Genomic DNA, 22,407 nt, shown 5'->3' with positions numbered 1-22,407 from the left:
CGGTTATGTCTATGATTACTTTGTAAAAGATCATTTGGGCAATGTGCGGATGGTATTAGGCACTCAAACCGATACAGCCCTGTATGTGGCCACAATGGAAACAGCAGCGAGTGCAGTTGAGAACGCCTTGTTTTCTAATATCGATAATACACGTACCGCCAAACCTACCGGGTATCCGACCGATAATACCACTAATCCCAATGCCTATGTAGCAAAGTTAAATGCTTCCAATGGTCAGAAGATAGGGCCATCGCTAGTCCTGCGGGTAATGGCAGGAGATAGTATCACCATCGCCGTAAAAGCCTTGTATAAGAATGCAGGGGCCAGTACTCCGTATACGACCTCTTCCAGTATGGTCACCTCTATTTTGCAGGCATTTAGTGGAGGGGGAATTACAGATGGGGTGCATAGTGGTACCGGTGGAACAGCTCCTGTTAACATGCTTACCAGCGGTGTTTACGACGGCCTTAAATCAAAGGATTCCTTACAAAACCTATCTGGCAAACCCAAAGCCTACCTCAACTTCGCACTGTTTGACGACCAGTTCAACCTCGTAGACGAGAACTCAGGTGTGCGTCAGGTACAAGGGCCGATTGATTCATTGGTTGCATTAGTACTAAATAAGACCCCAATAAAGAAAACAGGATTTCTGTATATTTATACAAGCAATGAGAGTGCCCAGGATGTGTTCTTTGATAATTTGATTGTTACCCATAATACAGGTCCCCTGCTGGAAGAGACACATTATTATCCATTTGGTCTGGCGATGGGGGGGATTAGTAACCATGCTTTGAAAGGATCATTATACCCGGAAAACAGAAAGAAGTATAACGGGATAGAGTTCACCGATGCACTGGACCTGGATACTTATGATGCGTTTTACAGGACACTAGATCCACAAGTACCGAGGTGGTGGCAAATAGACCCGAAGATTGATGAAATGGAAATGTGGAGTCCTTATGTGTCTAACTATGATAATCCGATCAGGTATAGTGACTTTTTAGGAGATGAGCCTGATGGCAATGGTGGGCCGGGTAAGCCGATTTTACAGGGGCCAGTGCAAGCATTGCAGCAGATGGTAGATGAAGGTCCGGCAATTATAGATGAAGCGCACGCAGTTGGGGCTGCAATTGTTGGGGGTGCGATTGCAATAAGTCTATCTAAACCAGATTGGTCGCAGCTTGGCGCTCCTGGTTCGAATGGAAGTATAATGTTCATACCTGACCAGATAATGCATCCCGGTGCGTATGAACCTACAGCGGCACCAGCTCCAGCTGTTGGTAAAATTAATGCACCAACAGCTACTGAATTACCTTATCCAATAGCTGGTAGGGTGAATGCACCTGCTAATACACCTGCTCCTCCCAATTATGTTTTTGCAAAAGGAAGAGAAGGAAAACAGCAAAGGCTTAAAGAACTAGCGAACGATCCTAACCAAAGTAGTGCCAATAGGGGCTGGTTAAAAAATGAAATGAGACATGTTGAGAATGGTAATAGACAAACTTTAAGACTACCCGGCAATTCAAGAAATTCTAAAACACGAGGATATGAACTGGCACATCCTCATGGAAAAAGGGCTAAAGATGGGAATAGCTACCAAGATGCAAAATTGCAAACGGCAGAATTACATAAATTAGAACATAAAGTTCATGGATATTAATTTGAATAAATAACAATTAAAGTTATGAATAACCATAAAGTACAAAACATTATAAAGCTATCAAAAGAAGAACGCTTTAGTTATTTTGTCAATAAGATAGTTGACTTTGAACAAATATGGGGATTGAATAATGATGGATGGGCTGTTTTAGGTAGTCAAGAAAACGCGGTTGTAATGCCATTTTGGCCAGAAGAGAATTTTGCGGAAAGGTGCATTTCAGAGGAATGGAGAGGATTTAGACCACAGGCAATTAGTTTACAGGATTTTTTGGACAAATGGCTGCCAGGAATGGAAAAAGATAATAGATTAGTTGCAGTATTTTATTTCCCAGAATTGAAAGAAAATATAATAATTCCACCACAGGAACTCAAGTCAGCTATTCTAAGAGAACAGGAACAATATCTTTAAACAGTATAGTTAACTGCTGTTTATGTTCTTGAATTGCCTCAAAAAGAATATGAAAAAGCAAAAAATAACTGAAGGTTCTATTGTAAGTATAAAATTATAATGCAGAATGTTTGGATATGGCAGAATATTAAAAAAGGACATGGATATTGAAATAGCTAGTATTGGCAATAACAAGGATATTTAAAAAATAGGGATGATAGCATTATTTGTTATCATCCCTCAGGTGCGTCTCGTTTTACACCTAATAATTAAAATCTCAATTATTTATTTATAATTCATTTGGTTGATTTGGGTTGCGACTGGAAGGGCAGTCATATTGATAGCTATATATCAATAGATGTTCCAGAAACGCTGTCGTATAGTCCAATAAAGGAATATCTTGAATTAGGTTTGTCAGCCGGCAAGTGGGATTACAAGGAGGCTTGCCTGGCTCCTAAAATATAATACTTATAACATGGGTAAGTAAGAATAAACAGTTTTATATGTTGAAAAATATACCCGTGCGATAAAATTATTAAATGAGATTTTTAGGCCGGTCTTTTTAGACCGGCCTTGCTTTTTTATTGTTGTTTTATTACTTTAACATTAGCAAGTAACATGAAAGAGAACATTAAAGGATTGGCACCGGGTTTAGATGAAAATGTCTTGCTTGATGAAAATCAATTTAGCAGTATATTATCGACACTCAAAATCCCACTACCATTTTAATAATTACATCAATGGATGGGTGATGATATCCCTCTCATATCTGCCGATGACATTACCAGAGGTGCTGATCTGTTTGTCGAGATCAGTCTGGGATAAGGTTTTTTTTATTCAATTGAAAAAAAAGAAACCGTTATTTTTAGGGCATTAGTAGTTCTTTGAAGATTGTAAAAGGAAGACGGTAATTATTATCCTTTTGGAGGCTCCATAGCGGGGATATCGTCTAAAGCTTTAAAAGGTGCGAATTATCCGGAGAATAAAAAGAAGTATAATGGCATAGAGCTTAATAGTGACTTTGATTTGAATGAGTATGATGCTTATTACCGCATTCTTGATCAAACTGGTGGTAGATGGTATCAACTTGATCCGAAGATCGAGGATATGGAAATGTGGAGCCCTTATGTTTCTAATTATGATAATCCCATAAGGTATAGTGACTTTTTAGGGGATGAACCGGGTGATCCTCCTGGATTAATCCAGGGCGTAAAGGATGGCTTTACAGGATATTTTATCAATATCGCTGATGCGGTTACCCATCCTGTAGAAACCATAGTGAGTGGCTTTTCTGCCCAAAATATTGCACTTAATGCAGCAGATCCATTTGGGGCCTTAAGATCAGCATATAATGCAGCAGATAATGTTCGGACAGTTGTGAATGAAGGGACATATGGAGCAGGCAAGATTATAGGGAAAACGGCTGCTGAAGTTACAGTCGTAGCCGCGACCGAAGGCGTAGGGAAGGCTGTTAGTGCAATAAGAGGCGCAGGAAGAGGGAGTGAAATGGTAGAAAATACAGCCAGCATTGGAAAAGGAACAGCTAACCCTAAAGTTGCAGCAGCTGTAAATGCAGGGAAAGAAGCCCATGCTGATTTTTCCAAAAAAGCTGCTGCTAAAGGATGGGCTGTTGAACCTTTTTTAATAGATCCAGCTACCGGAAAAACGGTCAAGCCAGATGCAGTAACCCCGAGTGGTCATCCTGTTGAGTTAAAGCCTAACACACCTAGTGGTAAAGCGCAAGGAGCAAGGCAATTACCTAAATATGAAAGAGCAACGGGAAATAACGGCAGAGTAATTTATTATGATCCAAAGCAATATAAGAAGCCATGAAAAAACAACATTACAATGAAACAAACATAATTTTTACATATCCTAATAGCTGGCAGATTGAACAAGATAAAAATGTCATATCGTTGTATGATCCTATAAATGGAGTTGGCTCGATACAATTTTCGATCTATTACGCATCTAACTCCCAAAATATATCTTTAAAAGATGAATTGGAAGATTATGTAAGTGATAAGCATAATAAGTTTGTTATATCAGTAAATGATCTTTATGCTTGTACTAATTATTTGTTAGATGAAGATGGAGTAAGATATTGGAAATATTGGCTTTTTATAAAGGATAATATGTTAGTATTTGCCTCTTACAATTGTGAAAAAGAGGATTATGGTAAAGAAGAAAAAATTGTTGATGAAATAATGAACGCCCTCTAAAAAGAGGATAAGAGCCTCACCAATCGGTGGGACTCTTATCATTTATGGCTATACGTCTTTTTATTTTTAAAATCCAGAATCATTATATCAATATGGTTGAATATATACTCTTGGGCCTCATAGGGTAATGCGTTAATATCTTCCTGTCGTTTTAAAGTGGCTTTATCCAGTTCCAGATCGGTTTTATCAACCAGCGTGGGATGTCTTTTATGACAGGTTACTAAAAATAATACCAAGAAACAAGAAAATTAGAAAGGGAACAATGATAAAGGCAACACTCAATAACGGTGGTTGGAGATTATATGTCACTGAAAAATTGCATAAAAGAAATCTTGCCTTTAATGAATTGGCTGATTATTGCGAAGTGGGTTTATATGATGGATGGGATGTTGAAAAGATGAATCCATCATAGCAGAAGAGAAAGGCTAACAGAGCCCCGTGTTTGTAGAGACACACTAAACAACAAAACAAAAACTCCGCCAGGAGCCCCCTTCTTCATCTTTAGAAGGGAACTCCTGGCGGAGTCTATTAAAGAGAATATACATATTTACTACAAACACGAGGCTCCTCCGGAGCCTATTATGTTTTGTACAAAATACACTATTCTTTCATCATCCTTATAGTCCCGTATACAGGACCTGCACTATTGTGCGGGGCTCCTTTCATGGTAATAGTTACCTGTTTTTTACCCTTGGTCAGTTCTGCCGGAATAGGGTATACCAGTTCATAGAACTTACTCTCTTTATACTTGTTCAGGTCTTCTGTAGCTACTTTAACCCCATCTACCAGTATATCAAACTTGCGATAACGGTTATCCATCCCCCAGTAAGTACAAAGCAGGCTGTTGACAGCGGCAGGATCTGTTTTCATCGTGAAAGACAAATACCCGTCCTCTTCTGCTACTCTCCATTTACGGTTATGGTCTTCTCCTGTATTGGTTTTATCTCCTGTAAAATTGTGGTCCCTTTCCGGCTGCATCTCTCCTACACGTAACATATCCACTGTGCTGGCCTCTATCTGCTGCTGTCTTTTCTTATCAGCAGCGTATTTTTCCTGTTGGGTAGCCCAGCCTTCCGGACTGAATGCATCCCAGTAAACGCTATAGTATTCTTTCTGCACCGCATTAAATGGAATGAGTGTAATGTCGTTTGGCAGTCCAACCTTGCTGGTATGAAATACCATCTTATTATCATCTTTCTTTATCCAGTCCGCCGCATTTTTATCTGCTGATACCAGCACAGGAATACCTTCCGGTTCTTTATCCCCTACTATGCCTGCCAGTATGGTTGGGCCGTAGAAAAAAGCGATCCTGCCGGGGTTATCCGGCATAGCTTCGGAATAAATACTTTTAGGCAACGTAAAGGCCACTTTATCTCCGTTATTCCATTTGCGGCTGATACTGATATAACCGTCCGCTCCCGGTGTCAGCGGCTGTTCCTTTCCGTTTACGGTCAGCAACATACCACTTTGTACCCAACGGGGTTTACGGATGCGTAAAGGGAAAATAGCCGGTGTTTTTATATTCACGGTCAGCTCTACCTTATCGCCATCTGCACTTTGTTCTATTACCGCATTCTTCTGATGCCATTGCAGGCGGGAAGGAATGAACAGGTTTACGTACAAACTACCGTCTGCTCCTTCAAAATAAATGCTCTCCCCGTATTTTACATGGTTTTCCATACCGGAGCCTACACAGCAGGTGAACGTATTAAAGGAATCACTGAACTCCTTGCGCGTACCCATACGCAGTGGTACAAAGTAACACATCATACCGTCCTGGTGGTTCTGGGAAGCCAGGATATGATTGTTTAAAGCACGTTCGTAGAAGTCCATTAAATGTGCATCAGGATGTAATTCAAACAAATGCCGGGTAAGTTTCAGCATATTGTAGGTATTACAGGTTTCCATCGTATTATCCGTCAGGTAGTCGTTCAGTTTGTCCGGTGCACCGAGGTATTCATAGTTACTGTTCCCGCCGGGAGCATAAGAATGATGTGTAGTCACGGTGTTCCAGAAGAACCCTGCTATCACACTGTCTTTCTTTTTACCGGTGAGCTCGTAGCGGCGGATACAGCCGATGACTTTAGGTATTTGTGTGTTTGAATGTTTGCCTGGTAATACATCTAACTGTGCTGCCAGGGAATCCAGGATGCGGGCATCATGGAATTTATAGGAGAGGTCTAAGTACTTTTTATCAGCGGTGATCGCATATGTATTTACCAGCACTTCATTCATACCACCATATTCGCAGAGCAGCATTTTCTGTATCAGGGAATCCGGCAGATGGTTGATAGTCTTGCCTGTCCAGTCAGCCATCTTCTTTTCTATCGCCAGGGCTTCCTTATTATCACAATACAGATATGCATCCAGTAATCCGGCCATTATTTTATGGACTGTATACCAGGGCGACCAGCCACCATTCAGATCAAATCCGCGGGAGCGGATCTTCCCTGCTGCTACCTGGGACCATACCGTATCTTCTCCTGGAATAGCGCCAACATAGCCGGTTTTACGGCTTTGCTGACATTCGCCCAGCTCTTTTACAATGTAGTTGACCTTGTCCAGGAAACGTTTATCACCTGTAGCGGCATACTGCAAAGCACAGGCAGATAAATAATGCCCGAGGGTATGGCCTGCAAGTCCGGATGACTCCCAGCCACCATAACGCGCCCCTTTGGCTTTCAGTCCGGAATGCTCCCGGAAGTCGGCCAGCAGCCTGTCTGGTTCAATGAGCAGCAGATAGCGGGAATCCGCTTCCATTGCTGTTTTGAAAGGGCCATCAGCAATGGTTACATCCTGCAGGTTAAAGGTGTAAGCATAGAGAGGCACTGTAGTTGCTACCTTCATCTTAGGGTTAACCCTGCCAGGGGCATAAGATTGTGAGAATGACGGTGCATGCACAGCCAGTAGAGCTGCGAAAAGCAGTAGTTTTTTCATGTCGTTACAATTTGTAGAAGCGCCAGGTGGTTTTGAAATCTTTCGCAATAGGCTTATCCGTTAGTATGGACCGGATCATTTCCACCGGCAGCATGTTTTCCTGTAATATCGCATCGTGGTACTGCTGATAAGTCATCTTACCGCTATCCACCAGTTCTCTTTTTAATGCCATGAATTGTAAACCGCCAATCATGTAAGCCACCTGGTACAGCGGGCTATAGCCACCTACAAAGGAACGGCGTACTTCACCGATCGCATTGGCGCGCTCATGCCCTACCCTGTCTACCAGGAAGTCTATACACTGTTGAGGTGTCCATTTACCCAGGTGATAATTGAGTGAGAAGATGATACGTGCGCAACGGTGCATTCTCCAGAATAACATACCAATGCGGTCTTCGGGCGACTGTGGGAATTTCTTGTCCCATAACAGCATTTCCCAGTACAGCGCCCATCCTTCTATCCAGAAAGGTGTTTCGAAATGACGGTACGTTTTATAACGGTTGGTCATAAACTCCTGTAAGGCGTGCCCTGCCAGCAGTTCATGGTGAACAGTCGCCCTGGAGAAATGAGGGTTGTTACCTCTCATGCTCATCATCTTATCCGCTTCTTCCATATCATTGGTAGGATAGGAAATACTGAATTCCTCTCCACCTGTAAAGAAGGGGTTCACTAACTGTCTTTCCGGCGTCATCATGATCATACGCCAGGTTTCCTCTGCCAGTGGTGGCAGTGTTACCAGTTTATTTTCTTTAAGGAAACTCACCGATTCATTATACAGCTTCATCATGGCTTCCGGCTGGTCCCCGGCAGGAACATAACTGTTCTTTACCTTCTCCATGGCTTTGTGCCAGTCCTTTCCAAAGCCCATCTCTTCAGATGCTTTCAGCATTTCAGCATCACAGAAAGCAAATTCTTTATTGGCAATGTCTATCAGCTCTTCAGGTGAGTAAGGGATCATTTCCAGTTGTAACTGTCTGATCAGTTCATCCCGGCCAATAGGATGCCCTACAATACCACTGCCATCGTCCTTACTGCCCGGTGCAGTCTTTATTTTCTCCGCCCATACTGCTTCGTAACTTTTCAGCGCGCTGTCCAGTTGTTTATAAGGAGCAGGCGCCCACCAGGTATATAAAGGATCGTAGCCATTATAAAAAGTATGTACGCTGTGCAATGCTTCAGACAAGCCTTTTGCAATAGCATCGCCTCTGCGCAGGAGATGAATATCCAGTTCGCCGGTAGCAGTTAATTGTTTTGATTTTTCCTTCAAAGACAACGCCATTTCACGGAAAGTAGCGGCTAATGCCTGTGCATCCTGCTTCTCTCCTCTCCTTCTTTCTTTCTCTGAAAGATAGATCTTATCTGATAACGGAAACCAGGGAGCCAACTGATTATATTCTTTTGTTTCTTCATCCAGTACACGGAGTTGTTCCTGTAAATCTCTTCTTAATAAAACATAGTCCACACGGGCGCCGGCAGGTAAAGCATCAAAGTTAACAGCAGCCAGCTGTTGCAGGTAATCTTTGTTGAATGTTTTTAAACGTTCCCTGCGTTCCGGAGAATTATCTATCGTATAAAACCTGTTCAGGCTTCCTTTATCGGCCTCGTAATGTACCAGCAGGTCTGTCATCTGCTGCTGGGCGCTTGCCTGTCCTAATATCATCATAAATAACAACTGTAAAAGCCTTCTTTTCATAGCAGGTATATTTTTAGTCAAATCTTTCTACATGGAAAGGTTTGATATCCATTGATGGTTGTATTTTTTGCACGAGTTCACTCACCAGTTTACCGGTACCTGCGCCTAAGCTGATACCCAGCATAGAATGCCCGGTAGCGATCGTTACATTCGGGTAACGCTGCATATTACCTATATGTGGTAAGCCATCGGCGCTGCATGGACGGTAACCGTACCATACATTCTCCGGTGCCGGCAAAGGAATATCGTAAGCAGGGAAATAACGTTTTACCGATTCCAGGATACCCTGCACCCGCTGCATCCGTGGCGGTGTATTCACAGACGTGATCTCCATCGTACCACCAAAGCGAATCTTGTTGCCATTCATAGGAGAAATAGCCACACGCGCTTCGCTGAGGATAACGGAATGTCTTACTTTATAAGGAGAGTTTTCCAGCGTAACGGAGTAACCCCGTCCACCTACCATCGGGATATTCAGTTGCAGTAATTTAGCCAGTTCACCGCTCCATACGCCACCTGCCACGACTATATGGTCTGCATCTATCACCTGTGTATTTGTTTTTATTCCTTTGACTTTATTCCCCTCTGTCACAAAGCCGGTCACTTCCTGACCAGTCTCAAATTTCACTCCCTGCAATTTTAAATAAGCCTGCAGGTTGTTCATCAACTGATTTGGGTAAAGCTGTGCATCACCGGGGAAATAGATAGCGCCTAATGCATTTATAGGCGTATCCGGCTCCATCTCTGCCAGCGTAGCCTTATCTATCAGACGGGCTTCTATTCCCAGCGCTTTCGACTCTTTGATAGTAGCTTCTGCATGATGGGCATTGGCTTCTGTGTTGAACAGTTCCAGCATTCCCTGCGGATCATAGGAGAAATCCAATACTTTGGTCCATTCCTCATAGAGCTGTTTACTCAGCAGGGAAATATCCCTCAATGGCACTGCAGAGCGTTCCACATGTCCTTTGGTAGCGCTCTTTACGAACTGCCATCCCCAGTTGATGAGGGAGCGGTTCAGACTGGGCTGTACGTAAAACGGGCTTTTAGCATTGAGCATCCATTTAAGACCCTGTTTAACAATACCGGGAGTAGCCAGTGGTACAAAATGGCTGGGACAGATATACCCTGCATTCCCGTAAGAACAGCCGTCTTTGAGTTCAGACCTGTCTACTACTGTTACGTGATATCCTGCCTGCCAGAGGTAAAGGGCGCTGCTAAGGCCAATGATCCCTCCTCCAATAATTACTACTTTCATATGTTCGTTTAAATCACCTGTAATCCGTATGCATAAGGATCGTCTTCGGGATCGATCGTAATTGTGTTATAGCCGTATATCCTGGCCCATCCTTCTATACCCGGGCGAATAGCCGGTTGTCCGGCAACACTGGTCTCTTCTTCAATGGTACCGGTGAATTTTGAACCGATAATGCTTTCGTGAATGAAGGCATCCCCTTTTTTGAGTTTTCCTTTGGCATACCATTGCGCCATACGGGCAGAGGTTCCTGTGCCGCAGGGAGAACGGTCTATCGCTTTATCGCCGTAAAACACGGCATTACGGGCTGTAGATGTGGGGTCCATCACGGCGCCCGTCCAGAGGACATGCGAGCAGCCGTTTATATGAGGATTGTCCGGGTGTACGAAAGTGTATTTTTCATTAATGCGTTTCCTGATCTCCCTGGCCCAGGTGATCAGCTGAGAAGCAGAGAAATGTTCCAGTCCGGGGAAATTCTCCTGTACATCGATAATCGCGTAGTAGTTCCCCCCGTAGGAGACGTCTAAGGTAAGCGGCCCCAGATCAGGACAGTCAATCACGAGGTCGGTAGCTGCCAGGTAAGCAGGCACGTTGGTGAGTTTCACGCTTTTCACCTTATTGCCTTCCTGTGTATAGTCGATGAGTACCAGTCCGGCCGGCGCTTCCATCCTTACCTTTCCCGGTGTTTTAGGTGTGATCAGTCCTTCTTCTATAGCGATGGTGATAGTACCGATCGTACCATGACCGCACATTGGCAGGCAGCCGCTGGTTTCTATAAATAATACGGCCACATCATTAGCCGGGTCGTGAGGCGGGTACAGGATACTACCGCTCATCATATCATGGCCACGGGGTTCGAACATCAGTCCGGTCCGTATCCAGTCGTATTCTTTCAGGAAATGGTTCCTTTTCTCGCTCATGTTCGCGCCCTGGAGTACCGGGCCACCGCCCGCCACTACTCTTACCGGATTACCGCAGGTGTGTGCATCTATACAAAAGAATGTCTTCTTCATTGAAATTGGTTGCTGTCTTCAAAAATACTTGTAAGGCCTGAATATAATAGTGCAGGTATTGATCAATGGTGTGCATAAATTAACATAAAAAAGTAATATTGTGGGGTAAACCCGGTTAAGTTATGAACAGTACTCAAAGATTTACAGACAGAGTGGAAGATTATGTACGGTACCGCCCTAATTATCCCTCGAAAGAAATCATTACCCACCTGCAGGAAAAATTTGGCTTTAATGAATCCTTTGTGATTGCTGATATCGGCTCAGGGACAGGTATTTCCACGGAAATGTTCCTTCGTAACGGGAATAAAGTGTACGGAGTGGAGCCAAATGATGCGATGCGGCACAAGGCAGAACAGTTGTTAAAAAATTACCCTGGGTTTACCAGTGTAAACGGAACAGCGGAGCATACGCAGCTACCGGATAAGAGTGTGGATATGATAGTAGCCGGACAGGCATTTCACTGGTTCAATCCCCTGCTGGCGAAAGCAGAGTTTGAGCGTATCGCTACCGGATACATTGTATTGATCTGGAATATCCGGGAGGTTAACACACCCTTTGAAAAAGACTATGAAGTGTTGTTACAGGATTTTGGGACAGATTACCAGGAAGTAGGACACAGGGATATTGCTTCAGATGGCACATTACCCGTGTTTTTCGCCCCTGCGGCCATGGAGAAAGCGGAGTTTGAGAATAACCAGCTACTGGATTATGAGGGAGTGCAGGGCCGTTTGTTATCCTCTTCTTATATCCCTAAACCGGGTGCTGCGAATTATGAACCCATGCTGGAAAGGTTAAGGACTATTTTTGATAAACATGCAGAAAACGGTCATATAAACTTTGGCTATATCACCAAAGTTTATATGGGGAAAGTAAGTGGTTAACGGCTATTTAATGGCATCGTTTACCGGTTGACTGTCGACAAACTGCTCGAAACTTACTATTTTTCCATTCTTCAATTTCCAGACATGCGCCACTCTGGCGGTAAATGGTTTGCCGGTAAGTTTGTACGTACCGGTGTAGGTACCGTATGCAACGACTTTATCTTCGTTGGCGACATAGTCTTCCGGTGTAAATTTATAATCTATCCATTCACCTCCTAATCTGCTAAAAACATTTTTGGTAATACTTTCCAAACCGGTATAAGTCCCGCCGTAAGGAAAACCTTTGGCTTCTGTCCAGGAGATATCTTCAGCCACATATTTAGCCAGATTTTCACCATTCTCTTCAGAAGTCTTTCCTTCATAAGTACTTTTTATGATATCAAGGTTTGTCATTCTCTTTTCACTTAAAGAACATCCTGACAGTATAAGCAATACTGCCAGGATGAAGGTTGCTGATAATTTTACCATTTCATTTCTCCTGTGTTTACTTTGGCCCCTATCTGCAAAGCAATTTCAAAAGTCAATGTTGGATATTTTGATTTTAGTGCCGCTATCAGTGCTTCTGACGTTTTATTGGTCTTGAGCGCCTCTTCATAGAACTGGATATAGCTTTTTGTATGTTTCACCGCGCTCAGGTCAAAAGCTGTTTCAGACTTCGCGTGAGCAGGGACCACGATTGCCGGTTGCAGTGATTCAATTTTGTCTAATACACTGATCCATTGTTTACGTGCTTCCGCTGTTTGCGCATCCGCCATCCAGAGGTGAAAAGTGGTGCCAAAAACGTTGATACCACCAATCACGGCTTTAATGGAAGGTATCCAGATAAAGGTTTTGGCGGGAAATGCTTCCAGCCCAATGATCTCTAATTTCTGCCCTTCCAGATCAATACTATTCCCTTTGATGACCTGAGGTAAAACAACGTTTGACGTAATGTTTTTACCTAGTCTTTCACCCCATACATCTAACTTTTTCTGAGCAGTAGCCATAATGTTCGCCACAGTTGCCGGCGAAGCGTAAGCGGTTACTTCCGGAAAGTATTTTTTGAATACTTCCAGTCCGAAATAAAAATCCGGATCGCTGTGAGAAACATAAATAGCCGTTAGCTTTTTACCTGAATTTTTGATTTCCAGGGCTACTTTCTCTGCGTCTGCCAGGGTAAATTGCGCATCAATTAAAACGGCATCCGTTTTTCCCGATACGATTACCGAAGCCACGCCAAAACTATTCTCTGATGCATTGTAAACCTGTAATGTCAACTGGCTTGTTTCAATAGTCTTGAAACTTTGTGCATGAACATCCATTTTGAATAAGATTAAAATTGTTAAAAAAACCGTTGAAATAATTTGTTTCATTTCTTATTGCACTTTTTGATGACGCAAAGATGCGATCATCGGATGCCTAAAAAAATTGAACAAGTTCAATAAATGAAATCCGCCTTATCTCTTGCTGGCAATTTTATTTCTTATTTTACTCAAAAATTCGTGACTGATGCCCAGGTAGGCCGCTATCTGAAGGTTAGAAAGCCGCTGATGGAGTTGGGGATATTTTTCTATAAAGTCGAGATAACGCTGATCAGCCGTTTTGCTCAGGTTATCGATCATTCGTCTTTGCAGGGCAACATGTGTTTTTTGGGTCATTACCCTGAATAACTTCTCTATAGCGGGTAAATTTGTATAAGCAAACTCTTTATCTTTTTTTGAGATCAACAACACTTCACTGTCTTCCAATGCTTCGATAAATAGTTGTGATGGCCTTTCATTCGTAAAGCTGTCAATATCTGTGATCCACCAATTTTCCATGGCGAAATAAAGTATTTGCTCCGCCCCGTTTTTGTCAATATGATATACGCGAAAAAGTCCTTTGGTAACAAAGCCCTCAAACCTGCATACATCGCCATCTCTCAATAAAAAGCTTTTCTTCTTAATAATTTCATGTTGGAACAAATTGCAGAACTCTTCCAGTTCCGTGTCTGAAATAGAGATGTGCTTGTTTATATGTTGTTTGAGAAAGGACGTCATTTGATCGCTAAATATATTATTACTTTTCTTTTTTTCTGTTTTTTTCTTTGAGGATATATAAGGGTAAAAGGAAGAAAGCGCTGAAATTTCAGCGCTTTCCAATGTGGGACAGCAATCAGGCACGGCTCCTGATAAACCAGTCAAAAATGGCCTCTCTGGTGACTCTTTTAGCTATTAATTCTCTTTGTTTTTCAAGGGTATTCTCTTTTACCTTTGTTTCCAGTCCAAAAGAATGAATCGCGATAGTTGCGGGCAGTCCCAACCCTTTAGATGGTGTGTAAGTAATATACCCGTAACTGTCCAGCTCTTCTAAGGTCTCTTCATACATTTCCTTTGATTTTATCTTACTTCTCTGCATCATCCTCTCGCTGGAAATCGCTACCTTTTCTCCGGCCCGGTGACAATACCACCAGGTGAAAAGAGCATAATACAGGCTGATATGCTCTAAAAGAATACGGCTGTCTTTCCGCCACAGGCGGTTAACCTGCTCTAAATGGCTCATGAATTCCATTAATTGATAATTTTAAATGAAGAAATCGGATTAAACAAACATTGTTGTTGGGTTACAATGTTTTTTGTTTTTAACGGGAGCAAATATTTACCTTTTTTCCCGAAAAAAGGTTGTTCATTCCGTTCATTTAAAAAAGTAAACATTTCGTGTGTTTATATCAATATCAATGTCATTTAGTTAAGCACTGTTAGAAGCGTAATCCCTGCGTTTATTTCTTAGGCGTTATTAACATGCCGGGATACACTATACCCTCTGCCAGCTTCAATTCAATCCCCAATAATTTTGCTACCAGGGGAGCCACATCTTCCAACCCTATCTCAGGAAATACAGCGCCGGTATTCAGACCTGCACCCATTGCCACAAAACCGGTACGGATTTCTTTAAAGTCAGGGAAATAACCGTGTGCGCCGCCTTTTGCTGGTCTTAATACCGGCCCGTCTGCATTGTTATTGAAAGAGATGCCCTGCACACCTGTCAATGCCAGCGCTGCTTCAGGATCACTGCCCATTTTATCCATCGTAGCCCTGTCTATTATTCGGAACAGTTTCTGCTGGGAGAAGGGTAATTCACTCAATATCGTCTTCACCTGCTGTAATGTTTTTTCATCTTTAGGATCTTTCAGGTGTAAAAAAGCGGAACCTCCGGAAGAATGAAACGCGGCTTTCCAGTTGCCACGGTCCGGCATTACACCTATCAGACCCTGCTGTGCCAGCCATACGTTCGGGGCCAGACTGGAATGTATATCCACAAATCCATGGTCCCCGGTGATGATCAAAGCAGTGCTGTCTTTGATACCTGCCTTTTGCAGGGCTTCCATGATATCACCAATGGCTCTGTCGGCAGATGCAACGGCACGTCTCACCCCTTCTCCTTCCCGTCCTTCCATGTGTTCAAATTCATCTGTGCAGGGCAGGTGTACCGTTACCAGGTTGGGTTTGTATTTCATGATGAGATAGGCCGTCATTCTGCCCAGGTTCTCATTCATACTCAGATAGTGCAGGTCAAGGTCATTGGCTTCCAGATGCCCGGTAGCATTTGCCTGTACTTCCTCGAACAACCCTTTTGGCGTAGCATCCTCAGAGGTAGCACCGCGACGGTCGCCCGGTGTTTTCTCCGACCATGTTTCAGGAATGTTATAATCAATCGTGGCGCCTACTGTTACCGGCCAGGATACAGAAGCTGTTCTTAAACCTGCCAGATGCGCGGCATCCCACAAAGTTTGCGCTTTGATATCCTTGTATTCTTTAACCCAGCGGCCGGACAATCCTTTCATATCAAAAGGAGTATTATACACGATACCATGACGCGCAGGCATTACACCCGTAACCAATGTAGTATGGGACGGATAGGTAACCGTAGGGAAAATACCTCTTACGCCTTCTGCATAAATTCCTTTGTCCATCATCTGCTGCATATTCGGTGCAGGCCATGATCTATCCAGGTAAAAATCCGGTCTGAACCCATCAACACTTACGACTACCACATACTTCGCCGTCTGTGCCCTCAGGCCGGCAGAAAGTAATGTGATAAAAACTATTGCGAATATCTTTCTCATGATCTCTTAATTAATGAATGGGAAAATTTCTTTAGCCTGTTTATTAGCCACCAGCACTTTATTCATATCGTACTTCATGGTAACGATACCATTCGCTACATCATAAGTAAAATCATCCATGCCCCGGGCGAGCGGAATAAAAGAAGGGATCTGCGCTTTAATATCCGCATCCTTTACATTTTTATTATTCAGCTGCTCTGTCTGAGATACCGGGAACTTAATACCGAGGTCTGTCATGCGCCGGCCTTCTGCCATGAAAATCTCCTGGCGCATGCGATACAGCAAGTATAAAAGCCCATCCTGTGTAACAGCAGCATCCAGTTCAGCGGCCGTTACTTTCGTACCGGAAACAGTATAAGCGCTGATCGTACCTGCCTTTCTGTTCAGTACATAGTTACTGCGGGTACTGTCGGATGCATCGAATTTTACATTTACGGCGGTCAGCGGATAATCGGTACGGTTCCCTCCATTGCGGGTTTCTTTGCTATCATCCAGTTGTACAACGGGACGCACTGCAATGACCTGTGTGAGTAAGTCTTTTAATGTCTGACGACCAGCATCCAGCGTATTGGCAGCTATCTGCGATTCTGCAATGATCAGGTAAGCCTCTTCTCCTTTTACAATGGTAACAGGCTTCTGGTCGGAACTGGCTAAGCCGGTATGGTAATACTTAGGGTCCAGGAAATCGAGCCGGGGCAGCGGTGCAAATTCATTGTTCGTAGAAGAGAACAGGTAAGTTTGCATGTCATTGCTCACACCATTTGTACCATCGTATTTTACCTGACGCAGTAATGTATTCTTAGCCTTTGCAATGTTCGCATATTTAACAGCGTTAACGGCATCACCCAGACTATAATAAGCGCGTGCTTTCAACAGGATATAAGCTGTTTGCTCATCATTGGCAGGAAGCAGGGAAATGGCTTTATCCAGACTGGCAATAGCCAGATTCAGATGTTCTGTGGGAGTAAGTACCACACCACCACTGCTACCAGGTAACCCTACAAACAGTTCCCCACTGAGGATATGTGCAAAAGCCAGACTGAAATATACTTCTGCGGAATCAGCCGCTTTAGTGGTGATATCTCCCGGTAGTACTTTGTTCAATCCATATTCTGCCATTTCACGCAGGCTCTGTACCTGGATCTGCAGGTTGTTTACATCCAGATCAAAATAATCTATCTGCGGGATATCAAACACCTTACTGCTTAAAGTACGGTTGTTGTAATAATCATCAGATACCAGTTCGGTACTCACTACAACCTGGTTCATGGTGAGAGCCAGTTGCCGGCGTAAACCGTTTACCCAACTGGAAGTAGCGCCGGAGTTACCCACGTATACATCGTCTGTTATATTCGGGTTTAATACATTACAGGCCCCGAGTAATACGGTGAGGATGGTATATAAAAAGACTTTCTTCATTGTTTCAGCATTAGAAGTTAATTTTAAAAGAACCCAGCCATTGACGCGGAGAAGAATAGGTAGCATAAGAAATACCACCTGTAGTAGCGCCTCCCTGTCCCTGTGCAGCACCACTGATAGTTGCTTCAGGATCAAAGCTGGATGATGCAAAGTTCAATGGATTCACTGCCATGAAGCCAATCGTCACGGACTTTACCTTGTTATTTAATAACGCCCCTTTCAGCGTATAGGAGCAACCGATAGTCCTTACTTTCAGGAAGTCGGTTTTCTCTGTAAACATATTGGTAAAGTTCAACCAGTTGGTACGCTTGTTCTTATCAATTTCTGCCTGTGGAATGCCTTCATTACCTGCACCGTAGTTGAAACGGAATTGTCTGTCGAATGAGTTTGCATATGCGCCTTTCTGGTAATCACCATTGGCATACAGTTCGAAATTTTTGTAGCGGAAGTTGAGGCCGAAACTGCCAAACAGGTCCGGAATAGTTTTGCCAAGGTCCTGCTGGGCAGTAGTAGATGCCAGTGTACCATCGGCGCCAAACACCCCTTTATTCCCTCTCAGGAAACCGATGGAATAACCTTCCTGTACAACCGTCTGGATAGTACGAGCACTAAAACCATTAATATTAAATGGTGCCACTCCACCTGAACTCAGCACTTTATTATACAGTGTATTAACAGAAGCATTTACACGCAGGGTGATATTTTTTGTTTGCACAGGAACTGCCACGAAGTTAAATTCATATCCACGGTTCAGGATCCTGCCCACGTTATACAACTGCGATTGTGATTGTCCGCTGGAAGGTGTAGCAGGTACATAAAACAAGGCATTGTGAGTAGTAGAATGATAATACCCTGCAGATAACAGGATACGGTCGTGTAAGAAACCCAGGTCAACAGCCCCTTCCGCAGTCTGTGTTTTTTCCGGTTTCAGGTTTGCATTACCGGGTTGTCCGAAATAAGCAGCCTGTCCGTTCTGATATCCGCTGAAAGCAATAGTGCGCTGATTAGCAAAGGCGGTAGGTAAGTTACCGGCAACACCAAAACCACCACGGACCTTAGCAGAAGAAAGTACGTTTGCCACAGCATCAAACCAGGGCTCTGCACTGGGTACATAAGAGATACCCACTTTAGGATAATACTGGATACCGATATTTTTACCAAAAGCGGGATTACCATCCCCTCTGATACCCATATCCAGGAACAATTTGTTTTTGAACCCGATATTTTCCTGCAGGTACATCCCGTAATTCACTACCTGTAAAAAATATTCATCGCTGGTTTTAGTAGCTGCGTTAGTGATGATACGTGATCCATCCCTGATATTACTACCCACGTATAAGATCTGCTGATCTTCATTACGGAATAGTTGACCGCCGGCAGTCGTTACAAAAGAGAAATCACCCGCCTTGGCTTCATACTGACCATTCAGCTCCAGTGTAATGCCCAGGTATTTGCGGTCGGCATTAGATACACTACCCTGATCTGTTACAGTAGTATTAGTTGTAAAGGAGAGATATTGATTAGTGGTGATCACCTGGTTCTTTTGCACACGATAATCGATACCACCGGTAGCCTTGAATACCAGGTTCTTCATAGGTGTGTATTTAAACACCTGTGAAGTCTGGAATCTGTTTACCGCAATGTTGTTATCCTGTAAACGTTCTGCCTGTGATACATAGGCTTTCATCTTTGCATAGGAAGCCTCTGACAAAGTATCTATGACCGGACTAAACTTAGGGCCTGTAATGGAAGAAGCACCGCTTTCTGCAAACCATAGACCGGTGTATCCGCCCTGGTTACCATTGCGGTTGCGTTTGTAGTTATTGTTCACATAAGTGAAAGAGCTTTCGTATACCACCTTTTTACCTAAACCGGCACGGAAGCCGCTGCTGAAATCGATACGGCGGTTGCTGTTCTGGTTAAAGATCTGTACCCCCTTACTGTTACTATAGTTACCGGAGAAGCTATATCCGAAGTTATCTTTTCCCCCATTCAGAGCCAGGTGTTGTTTCTGATAGAAGCCATTCTGGAATAACAGGTCTTTAGTCCGTTTAAAGTGCAGGAAATCTGCGGTAGGTGTCTCTACCCCCATCTGTGTTTCTACAGTAATATCTGTTCTGTCGGCCCCACCTTTTTTAGTAAAGATCTGGATCACGCCATTGGCAGCATCAGAACCATACATGGTAGTAGCCGCACCACCATTGATGTATTCTATCTTTTCAATATTATCCAGTGGAATATCCGCGATCGCACTTACAGCAGCCCCCTGAGTACTACCACCACCTAATTTGGAAGCGGTGTTCAGGTTATCCATTCTTACCCCATCTACATAAATAATAGGCGTAGAGTTCACAAAAGCGGAGTTAACACCCCTGGCGCGGATGATGGAAGTAGCCCCTGCCTGACCGCCTGTAAGGCGGATCTGCGCATTGGGCAGTTTACCCTGTAACATTTGGTCCAGCCTGCCCGAAGGCGCCTGATCCAGTTCTTTGGTACCTATGCTCACTACGTTGGTAGATAACCTTCTCTTGCTGATATCCAGCCCCTGTCCGGTCACCACTACTTCATCCAGCCCCATACGGTCTACCACCAGTGCAATATTCAGCGCAGAGGTATTTCTATTAACAGGAATTTCCTGTCTTTTATATCCCAGAAAATATACTACCAGTATCCCCTCTTCCCTATCCTGCGGAAGGCGTAAAGAGAACTTACCTTCTACGTTCGTAGCCGTACCGGAAGAAGTTCCTTTGATACTGATACTTACGCCAGGTAAGGCTTCTCCGGTGGTTTTATCCGTTACTTTACCGGTGAGGACTACAGGTTGCTGTAGTTTATTGATGAGGATATATTTCTCATTTACCTGGCTGATCATCACCGGGTAGGCCGACAGTAATTCATTCAGTACCCTGGCCACCGATCTATTATCCGCAGAATAGCTGATCCTGTTACTATCAGGGATATTATCCCGGTTATAGCCTATAATAAAGGAGGATTGCTGCTCAACGAGGTTCAGCACCTCTTTGAGGGGTCTGTCTTTGATGTGCAGACTCACTTTGATTTCATTCATCGATTGTCCGGAGCCGCTGGCAGCAAAAGACAAAACAGAAGAAAATAGCAGGAAGAAGCTGGTAATTCTCATTTTTAAAGAAAAAAGCTTTTTAAACAGGTTGTAGTAACCTGAGAAAATTTTGTGCATCTTTGACATGTTTTTAATGTAAGTTGAAAACGCTGCACACTAACAAGTGTGCAAACCAGCCGGAAGTGCCGCAAACACTTCTGGCTTTTTAATTTTTACTATGAATGATTACTTCTTTGTTGTTTATTGCATAGGTAATACCTGTTAATCCTGATAATACTTTCAACACTTTTGCCAGTGGCTGTTGAGAGAAGCTGATCTTATAATGACCGGTGTTTTTTCCTGTCACAGTTACGGGGATATTGTACTGGCGTTGCAGTTCCTCTCCTATTTCAGACAACGTACTGTTATTGAAATAGAAGATATTCTTACGCCAGGCTCCTGTCATATCTCCCGGAATATTGCTGATGTTTGTTTCTTTTGTGCTGAAATTGTAGGCCAGGCAATGGCTGGCAGTAAGAGAATCTGATAATACCTGTTGTGATTGCGCTACTTTTACCTTTCCTGTCGCTACCGCTATCTGCCATTCTTTTTGTTCTTTATAAGCCCTTATATTAAAGGAAGTACCTAATACCGTGGTGTTTAATGTACCACTGCTAACGATAAAAGGATGCGTTGGATCAGGTGTTATTTCAAAAAATGCTTCTCCGGATAATATTACATGTCTGTCTGTTACACCATAATCCTCCGGAATTGTTATCTGTGTTAATGCATTTAAATGAATCACAGAACCATCAGACAGGGTAACTATTTTCCTGGTTCCGGCAGCAGTATTTACCAGTTTAGCGATGCCTGTTACCTTCACCGGCTTTTGCCTGAAGAATACTGCACTTCCGGCAATCAACAGTACAATGGCAGCAGCCACCTTCCACCATTTTTGTTTGGATTTCTTGGGAAGATGTTCCATAATACCGGACACGATCTCTTTACGCAGTTGTTCTTTTTCTATCGGTTCATGTGGTATCACATCTTCTCTGAAGGAAGCATACCATTTTTCAACCAGTTCAACTTCTGCCGGTGTAGCAGTACCATTAATATATTTGTTTAAGATAGCCTTCAGGTCCATACGCACTATATATCCCCGTAGCGGGATAGAAGTACCGATAAAGTATGTTAAGGAATTATGAACACTATAACGACCAGCAGACCTGTTTCATTTATATGTGTGCGTAAGTAGCGCAATGTGATGGAAATATTATTCTTAACGGTTTGTTCGGACAGCGATAACCTGTCGGCTATTTCCCTGTTACTGAGGTGATGATAGCGGCTAAGCCGGTAAGGGAGTTGTAATCTTTCAGGCATGCGGTCCAGCGCTTTGATCACCTGTTGCTCCATTTCTTTTAATTCCAGTTGTTCGTGGGCCGAAGCGGATACTAACTGTTCTAACAGTTCTTCATTATAGATAATAGTATGGGGCTTACTGAAATGATCTATGACGGAGTAACGCGCGGCCTGGAACAGGTAAGCACCCATTCCTTTATCATCTACAGTAATGGTTTCCCTGTTCTTCCATACAGTAATAAAGATCTCCTGCAAAATGTCTTTGGCATCGTCTTCATGACGCAGCCGGGTATACACATGCCGGTATAGATCTTCCCAGTATCTGTTTACCAATGCAGTGAATGCGTGATTGTTTCCCCCCTTTATCAGCTCCATCAGCCGGTTGTCTGCAAGCTTGTCCATTATAGTACAAACATACTCTCCGGATGTAAACTCAATATTA

The 22,407-nt window shown here is 43.3% G+C and carries 19 protein-coding genes; 6 read left to right on the top strand and 13 right to left on the bottom strand.

Annotated elements, in window-relative coordinates:
• The 5 genes from GO495_RS32090 to GO495_RS15065 all read left to right on the top strand — a co-directional run.
• On the top strand, positions 1-1,660 hold a 1,660-nt coding region (locus GO495_RS32090; protein ID WP_240915229.1), incomplete at its 5' end, for a polymorphic toxin type 8 domain-containing protein.
• 24 nt (positions 1,661-1,684) lie between these two features.
• Positions 1,685-2,068, top strand: coding sequence for a DUF2750 domain-containing protein (locus GO495_RS15080; RefSeq protein ID WP_157300526.1), 384 nt, complete (start codon positions 1,685-1,687; stop codon positions 2,066-2,068).
• A 1,005-nt stretch (positions 2,069-3,073) separates the two neighbouring features.
• Positions 3,074-3,880, top strand: a complete 807-nt coding sequence (locus tag GO495_RS15075; protein ID WP_157300525.1) for a hypothetical protein — start codon at positions 3,074-3,076, stop codon at positions 3,878-3,880.
• A complete protein-coding gene (locus tag GO495_RS15070) occupies positions 3,877-4,269 on the top strand; it encodes a DUF3805 domain-containing protein (protein WP_157300524.1) in 393 nt (130 codons plus the stop codon). Before GO495_RS15075 ends, GO495_RS15070 begins: the two co-directional genes overlap by 4 nt.
• Positions 4,270-4,531: 262 nt before the next feature.
• Positions 4,532-4,681 (top strand): hypothetical protein, encoded by a 150-nt coding sequence (locus tag GO495_RS15065; RefSeq protein ID WP_157300523.1) that lies wholly within the window; start codon positions 4,532-4,534, stop codon positions 4,679-4,681.
• A 188-nt stretch (positions 4,682-4,869) separates the two neighbouring features.
• Here the strand turns inward: GO495_RS15065 and GO495_RS15060 are convergent, their stop codons facing one another.
• The 4 genes from GO495_RS15060 to GO495_RS15045 are packed head-to-tail and all read right to left on the bottom strand — an operon-like array spanning position 4,870 to position 11,164.
• Positions 4,870-7,206 carry a glycoside hydrolase family 127 protein gene (locus GO495_RS15060; protein ID WP_157300522.1) on the bottom strand — a complete coding sequence of 779 codons (2,337 nt, stop codon included), beginning with the start codon at positions 7,204-7,206 and terminating at the stop codon, positions 4,870-4,872.
• Positions 7,207-7,210: 4 nt separating this feature from the next.
• A complete protein-coding gene (locus tag GO495_RS15055) occupies positions 7,211-8,899 on the bottom strand; it encodes a DUF885 family protein (RefSeq protein ID WP_157300521.1) in 1,689 nt (562 codons plus the stop codon).
• 13 nt (positions 8,900-8,912) lie between these two features.
• The gene (locus GO495_RS15050; RefSeq protein ID WP_157300520.1) at positions 8,913-10,154 is read right to left on the bottom strand and encodes an NAD(P)/FAD-dependent oxidoreductase; all 1,242 of its coding nucleotides are present in this window, start codon (positions 10,152-10,154) and stop codon (positions 8,913-8,915) included.
• An 8-nt stretch (positions 10,155-10,162) separates the two neighbouring features.
• A complete protein-coding gene (locus tag GO495_RS15045) occupies positions 10,163-11,164 on the bottom strand; it encodes a 4-hydroxyproline epimerase (protein WP_157300519.1) in 1,002 nt (333 codons plus the stop codon).
• Between the two features lie 122 nt (positions 11,165-11,286).
• On the opposite strand from GO495_RS15045, the gene GO495_RS15040 reads away from it, so the two are divergent.
• The gene (locus tag GO495_RS15040; protein WP_157300518.1) at positions 11,287-12,045 is read left to right on the top strand and encodes a class I SAM-dependent methyltransferase; all 759 of its coding nucleotides are present in this window, start codon (positions 11,287-11,289) and stop codon (positions 12,043-12,045) included.
• A 3-nt stretch (positions 12,046-12,048) separates the two neighbouring features.
• On the opposite strand, the gene GO495_RS15035 is transcribed toward GO495_RS15040, so the two are convergent.
• The 9 genes from GO495_RS15035 to GO495_RS14995 all read right to left on the bottom strand — a co-directional run bounded on the left by GO495_RS15035 (position 12,049) and on the right by GO495_RS14995 (position 22,367).
• On the bottom strand, positions 12,049-12,513 hold the full coding sequence (locus GO495_RS15035) for a nuclear transport factor 2 family protein (protein ID WP_205691267.1): 465 nt from the start codon (positions 12,511-12,513) through the stop codon (positions 12,049-12,051).
• A complete protein-coding gene (locus GO495_RS15030) occupies positions 12,507-13,346 on the bottom strand; it encodes an MBL fold metallo-hydrolase (RefSeq protein ID WP_205691266.1) in 840 nt (279 codons plus the stop codon). The genes GO495_RS15035 and GO495_RS15030 overlap by 7 nt, the downstream gene beginning before the upstream one ends.
• Positions 13,347-13,481: 135 nt before the next feature.
• The gene (locus tag GO495_RS15025) at positions 13,482-14,063 is read right to left on the bottom strand and encodes a Crp/Fnr family transcriptional regulator (protein WP_157300516.1); all 582 of its coding nucleotides are present in this window, start codon (positions 14,061-14,063) and stop codon (positions 13,482-13,484) included.
• Positions 14,064-14,178: 115 nt separating this feature from the next.
• A complete protein-coding gene (locus tag GO495_RS15020; protein WP_157300515.1) occupies positions 14,179-14,565 on the bottom strand; it encodes a hypothetical protein in 387 nt (128 codons plus the stop codon).
• A gap of 217 nt (positions 14,566-14,782) precedes the next feature.
• A complete protein-coding gene (locus GO495_RS15015) occupies positions 14,783-16,129 on the bottom strand; it encodes an alkaline phosphatase family protein (RefSeq protein WP_157300514.1) in 1,347 nt (448 codons plus the stop codon).
• A gap of 6 nt (positions 16,130-16,135) precedes the next feature.
• Complete coding sequence (locus GO495_RS15010; RefSeq protein WP_157300513.1) at positions 16,136-17,548, bottom strand: tetratricopeptide repeat protein; 1,413 nt, start codon at positions 17,546-17,548, stop codon at positions 16,136-16,138.
• Between the two features lie 10 nt (positions 17,549-17,558).
• Positions 17,559-20,744: a TonB-dependent receptor domain-containing protein gene (locus tag GO495_RS15005; RefSeq protein WP_205691265.1), complete on the bottom strand. Its 3,186-nt coding sequence runs from the start codon at positions 20,742-20,744 to the stop codon at positions 17,559-17,561.
• Between the two features lie 88 nt (positions 20,745-20,832).
• Positions 20,833-21,750 carry a FecR family protein gene (locus tag GO495_RS15000; RefSeq protein ID WP_157300512.1) on the bottom strand — a complete coding sequence of 306 codons (918 nt, stop codon included), beginning with the start codon at positions 21,748-21,750 and terminating at the stop codon, positions 20,833-20,835.
• 47 nt (positions 21,751-21,797) lie between these two features.
• Positions 21,798-22,367, bottom strand: a complete 570-nt coding sequence (locus GO495_RS14995) for an RNA polymerase sigma factor (protein ID WP_157300511.1) — start codon at positions 22,365-22,367, stop codon at positions 21,798-21,800.
• Positions 22,368-22,407: the final 40 nt, after the last annotated feature.

This window comes from Chitinophaga oryziterrae, from assembly GCF_009758125.1.
GTDB lineage: Bacteria > Bacteroidota > Bacteroidia > Chitinophagales > Chitinophagaceae > Chitinophaga > Chitinophaga oryziterrae.
Note: the sequence above shows the minus strand (reverse complement) of the source record. Positions and strands in the feature narration are given on the sequence as shown.

Bases quoted from the DNA above. Each gene is read 5' to 3' on its own strand.
- GO495_RS15005 (WP_205691265.1), bottom strand. From the start codon at position 20,744: ATGCACAAAATTTTCTCAGGTTACTACAACCTGTTTAAAAAGCTTTTT.
- GO495_RS15055 (WP_157300521.1), bottom strand. From the start codon at position 8,899: ATGAAAAGAAGGCTTTTACAGTTGTTATTTATGATGATATTAGGACAG.
- GO495_RS15020 (WP_157300515.1), bottom strand. From the start codon at position 14,565: ATGAGCCATTTAGAGCAGGTTAACCGCCTGTGGCGGAAAGACAGCCGT.
- GO495_RS15080 (WP_157300526.1), top strand. From the start codon at position 1,685: ATGAATAACCATAAAGTACAAAACATTATAAAGCTATCAAAAGAAGAA.
- GO495_RS15040 (WP_157300518.1), top strand. From the start codon at position 11,287: ATGAACAGTACTCAAAGATTTACAGACAGAGTGGAAGATTATGTACGG.
- GO495_RS15045 (WP_157300519.1), bottom strand. From the start codon at position 11,164: ATGAAGAAGACATTCTTTTGTATAGATGCACACACCTGCGGTAATCCG.
- GO495_RS15030 (WP_205691266.1), bottom strand. From the start codon at position 13,346: ATGGATGTTCATGCACAAAGTTTCAAGACTATTGAAACAAGCCAGTTG.
- GO495_RS14995 (WP_157300511.1), bottom strand. From the start codon at position 22,367: ATGGACAAGCTTGCAGACAACCGGCTGATGGAGCTGATAAAGGGGGGA.
- GO495_RS15010 (WP_157300513.1), bottom strand. From the start codon at position 17,548: ATGAAGAAAGTCTTTTTATATACCATCCTCACCGTATTACTCGGGGCC.
- GO495_RS15050 (WP_157300520.1), bottom strand. From the start codon at position 10,154: ATGAAAGTAGTAATTATTGGAGGAGGGATCATTGGCCTTAGCAGCGCC.
- GO495_RS15000 (WP_157300512.1), bottom strand. From the start codon at position 21,750: ATGGACCTGAAGGCTATCTTAAACAAATATATTAATGGTACTGCTACA.
- GO495_RS15070 (WP_157300524.1), top strand. From the start codon at position 3,877: ATGAAAAAACAACATTACAATGAAACAAACATAATTTTTACATATCCT.
- GO495_RS15025 (WP_157300516.1), bottom strand. From the start codon at position 14,063: ATGACGTCCTTTCTCAAACAACATATAAACAAGCACATCTCTATTTCA.
- GO495_RS15060 (WP_157300522.1), bottom strand. From the start codon at position 7,206: ATGAAAAAACTACTGCTTTTCGCAGCTCTACTGGCTGTGCATGCACCG.
- GO495_RS15015 (WP_157300514.1), bottom strand. From the start codon at position 16,129: ATGAGAAAGATATTCGCAATAGTTTTTATCACATTACTTTCTGCCGGC.
- GO495_RS15065 (WP_157300523.1), top strand. From the start codon at position 4,532: ATGATAAAGGCAACACTCAATAACGGTGGTTGGAGATTATATGTCACT.
- GO495_RS15035 (WP_205691267.1), bottom strand. From the start codon at position 12,513: ATGGTAAAATTATCAGCAACCTTCATCCTGGCAGTATTGCTTATACTG.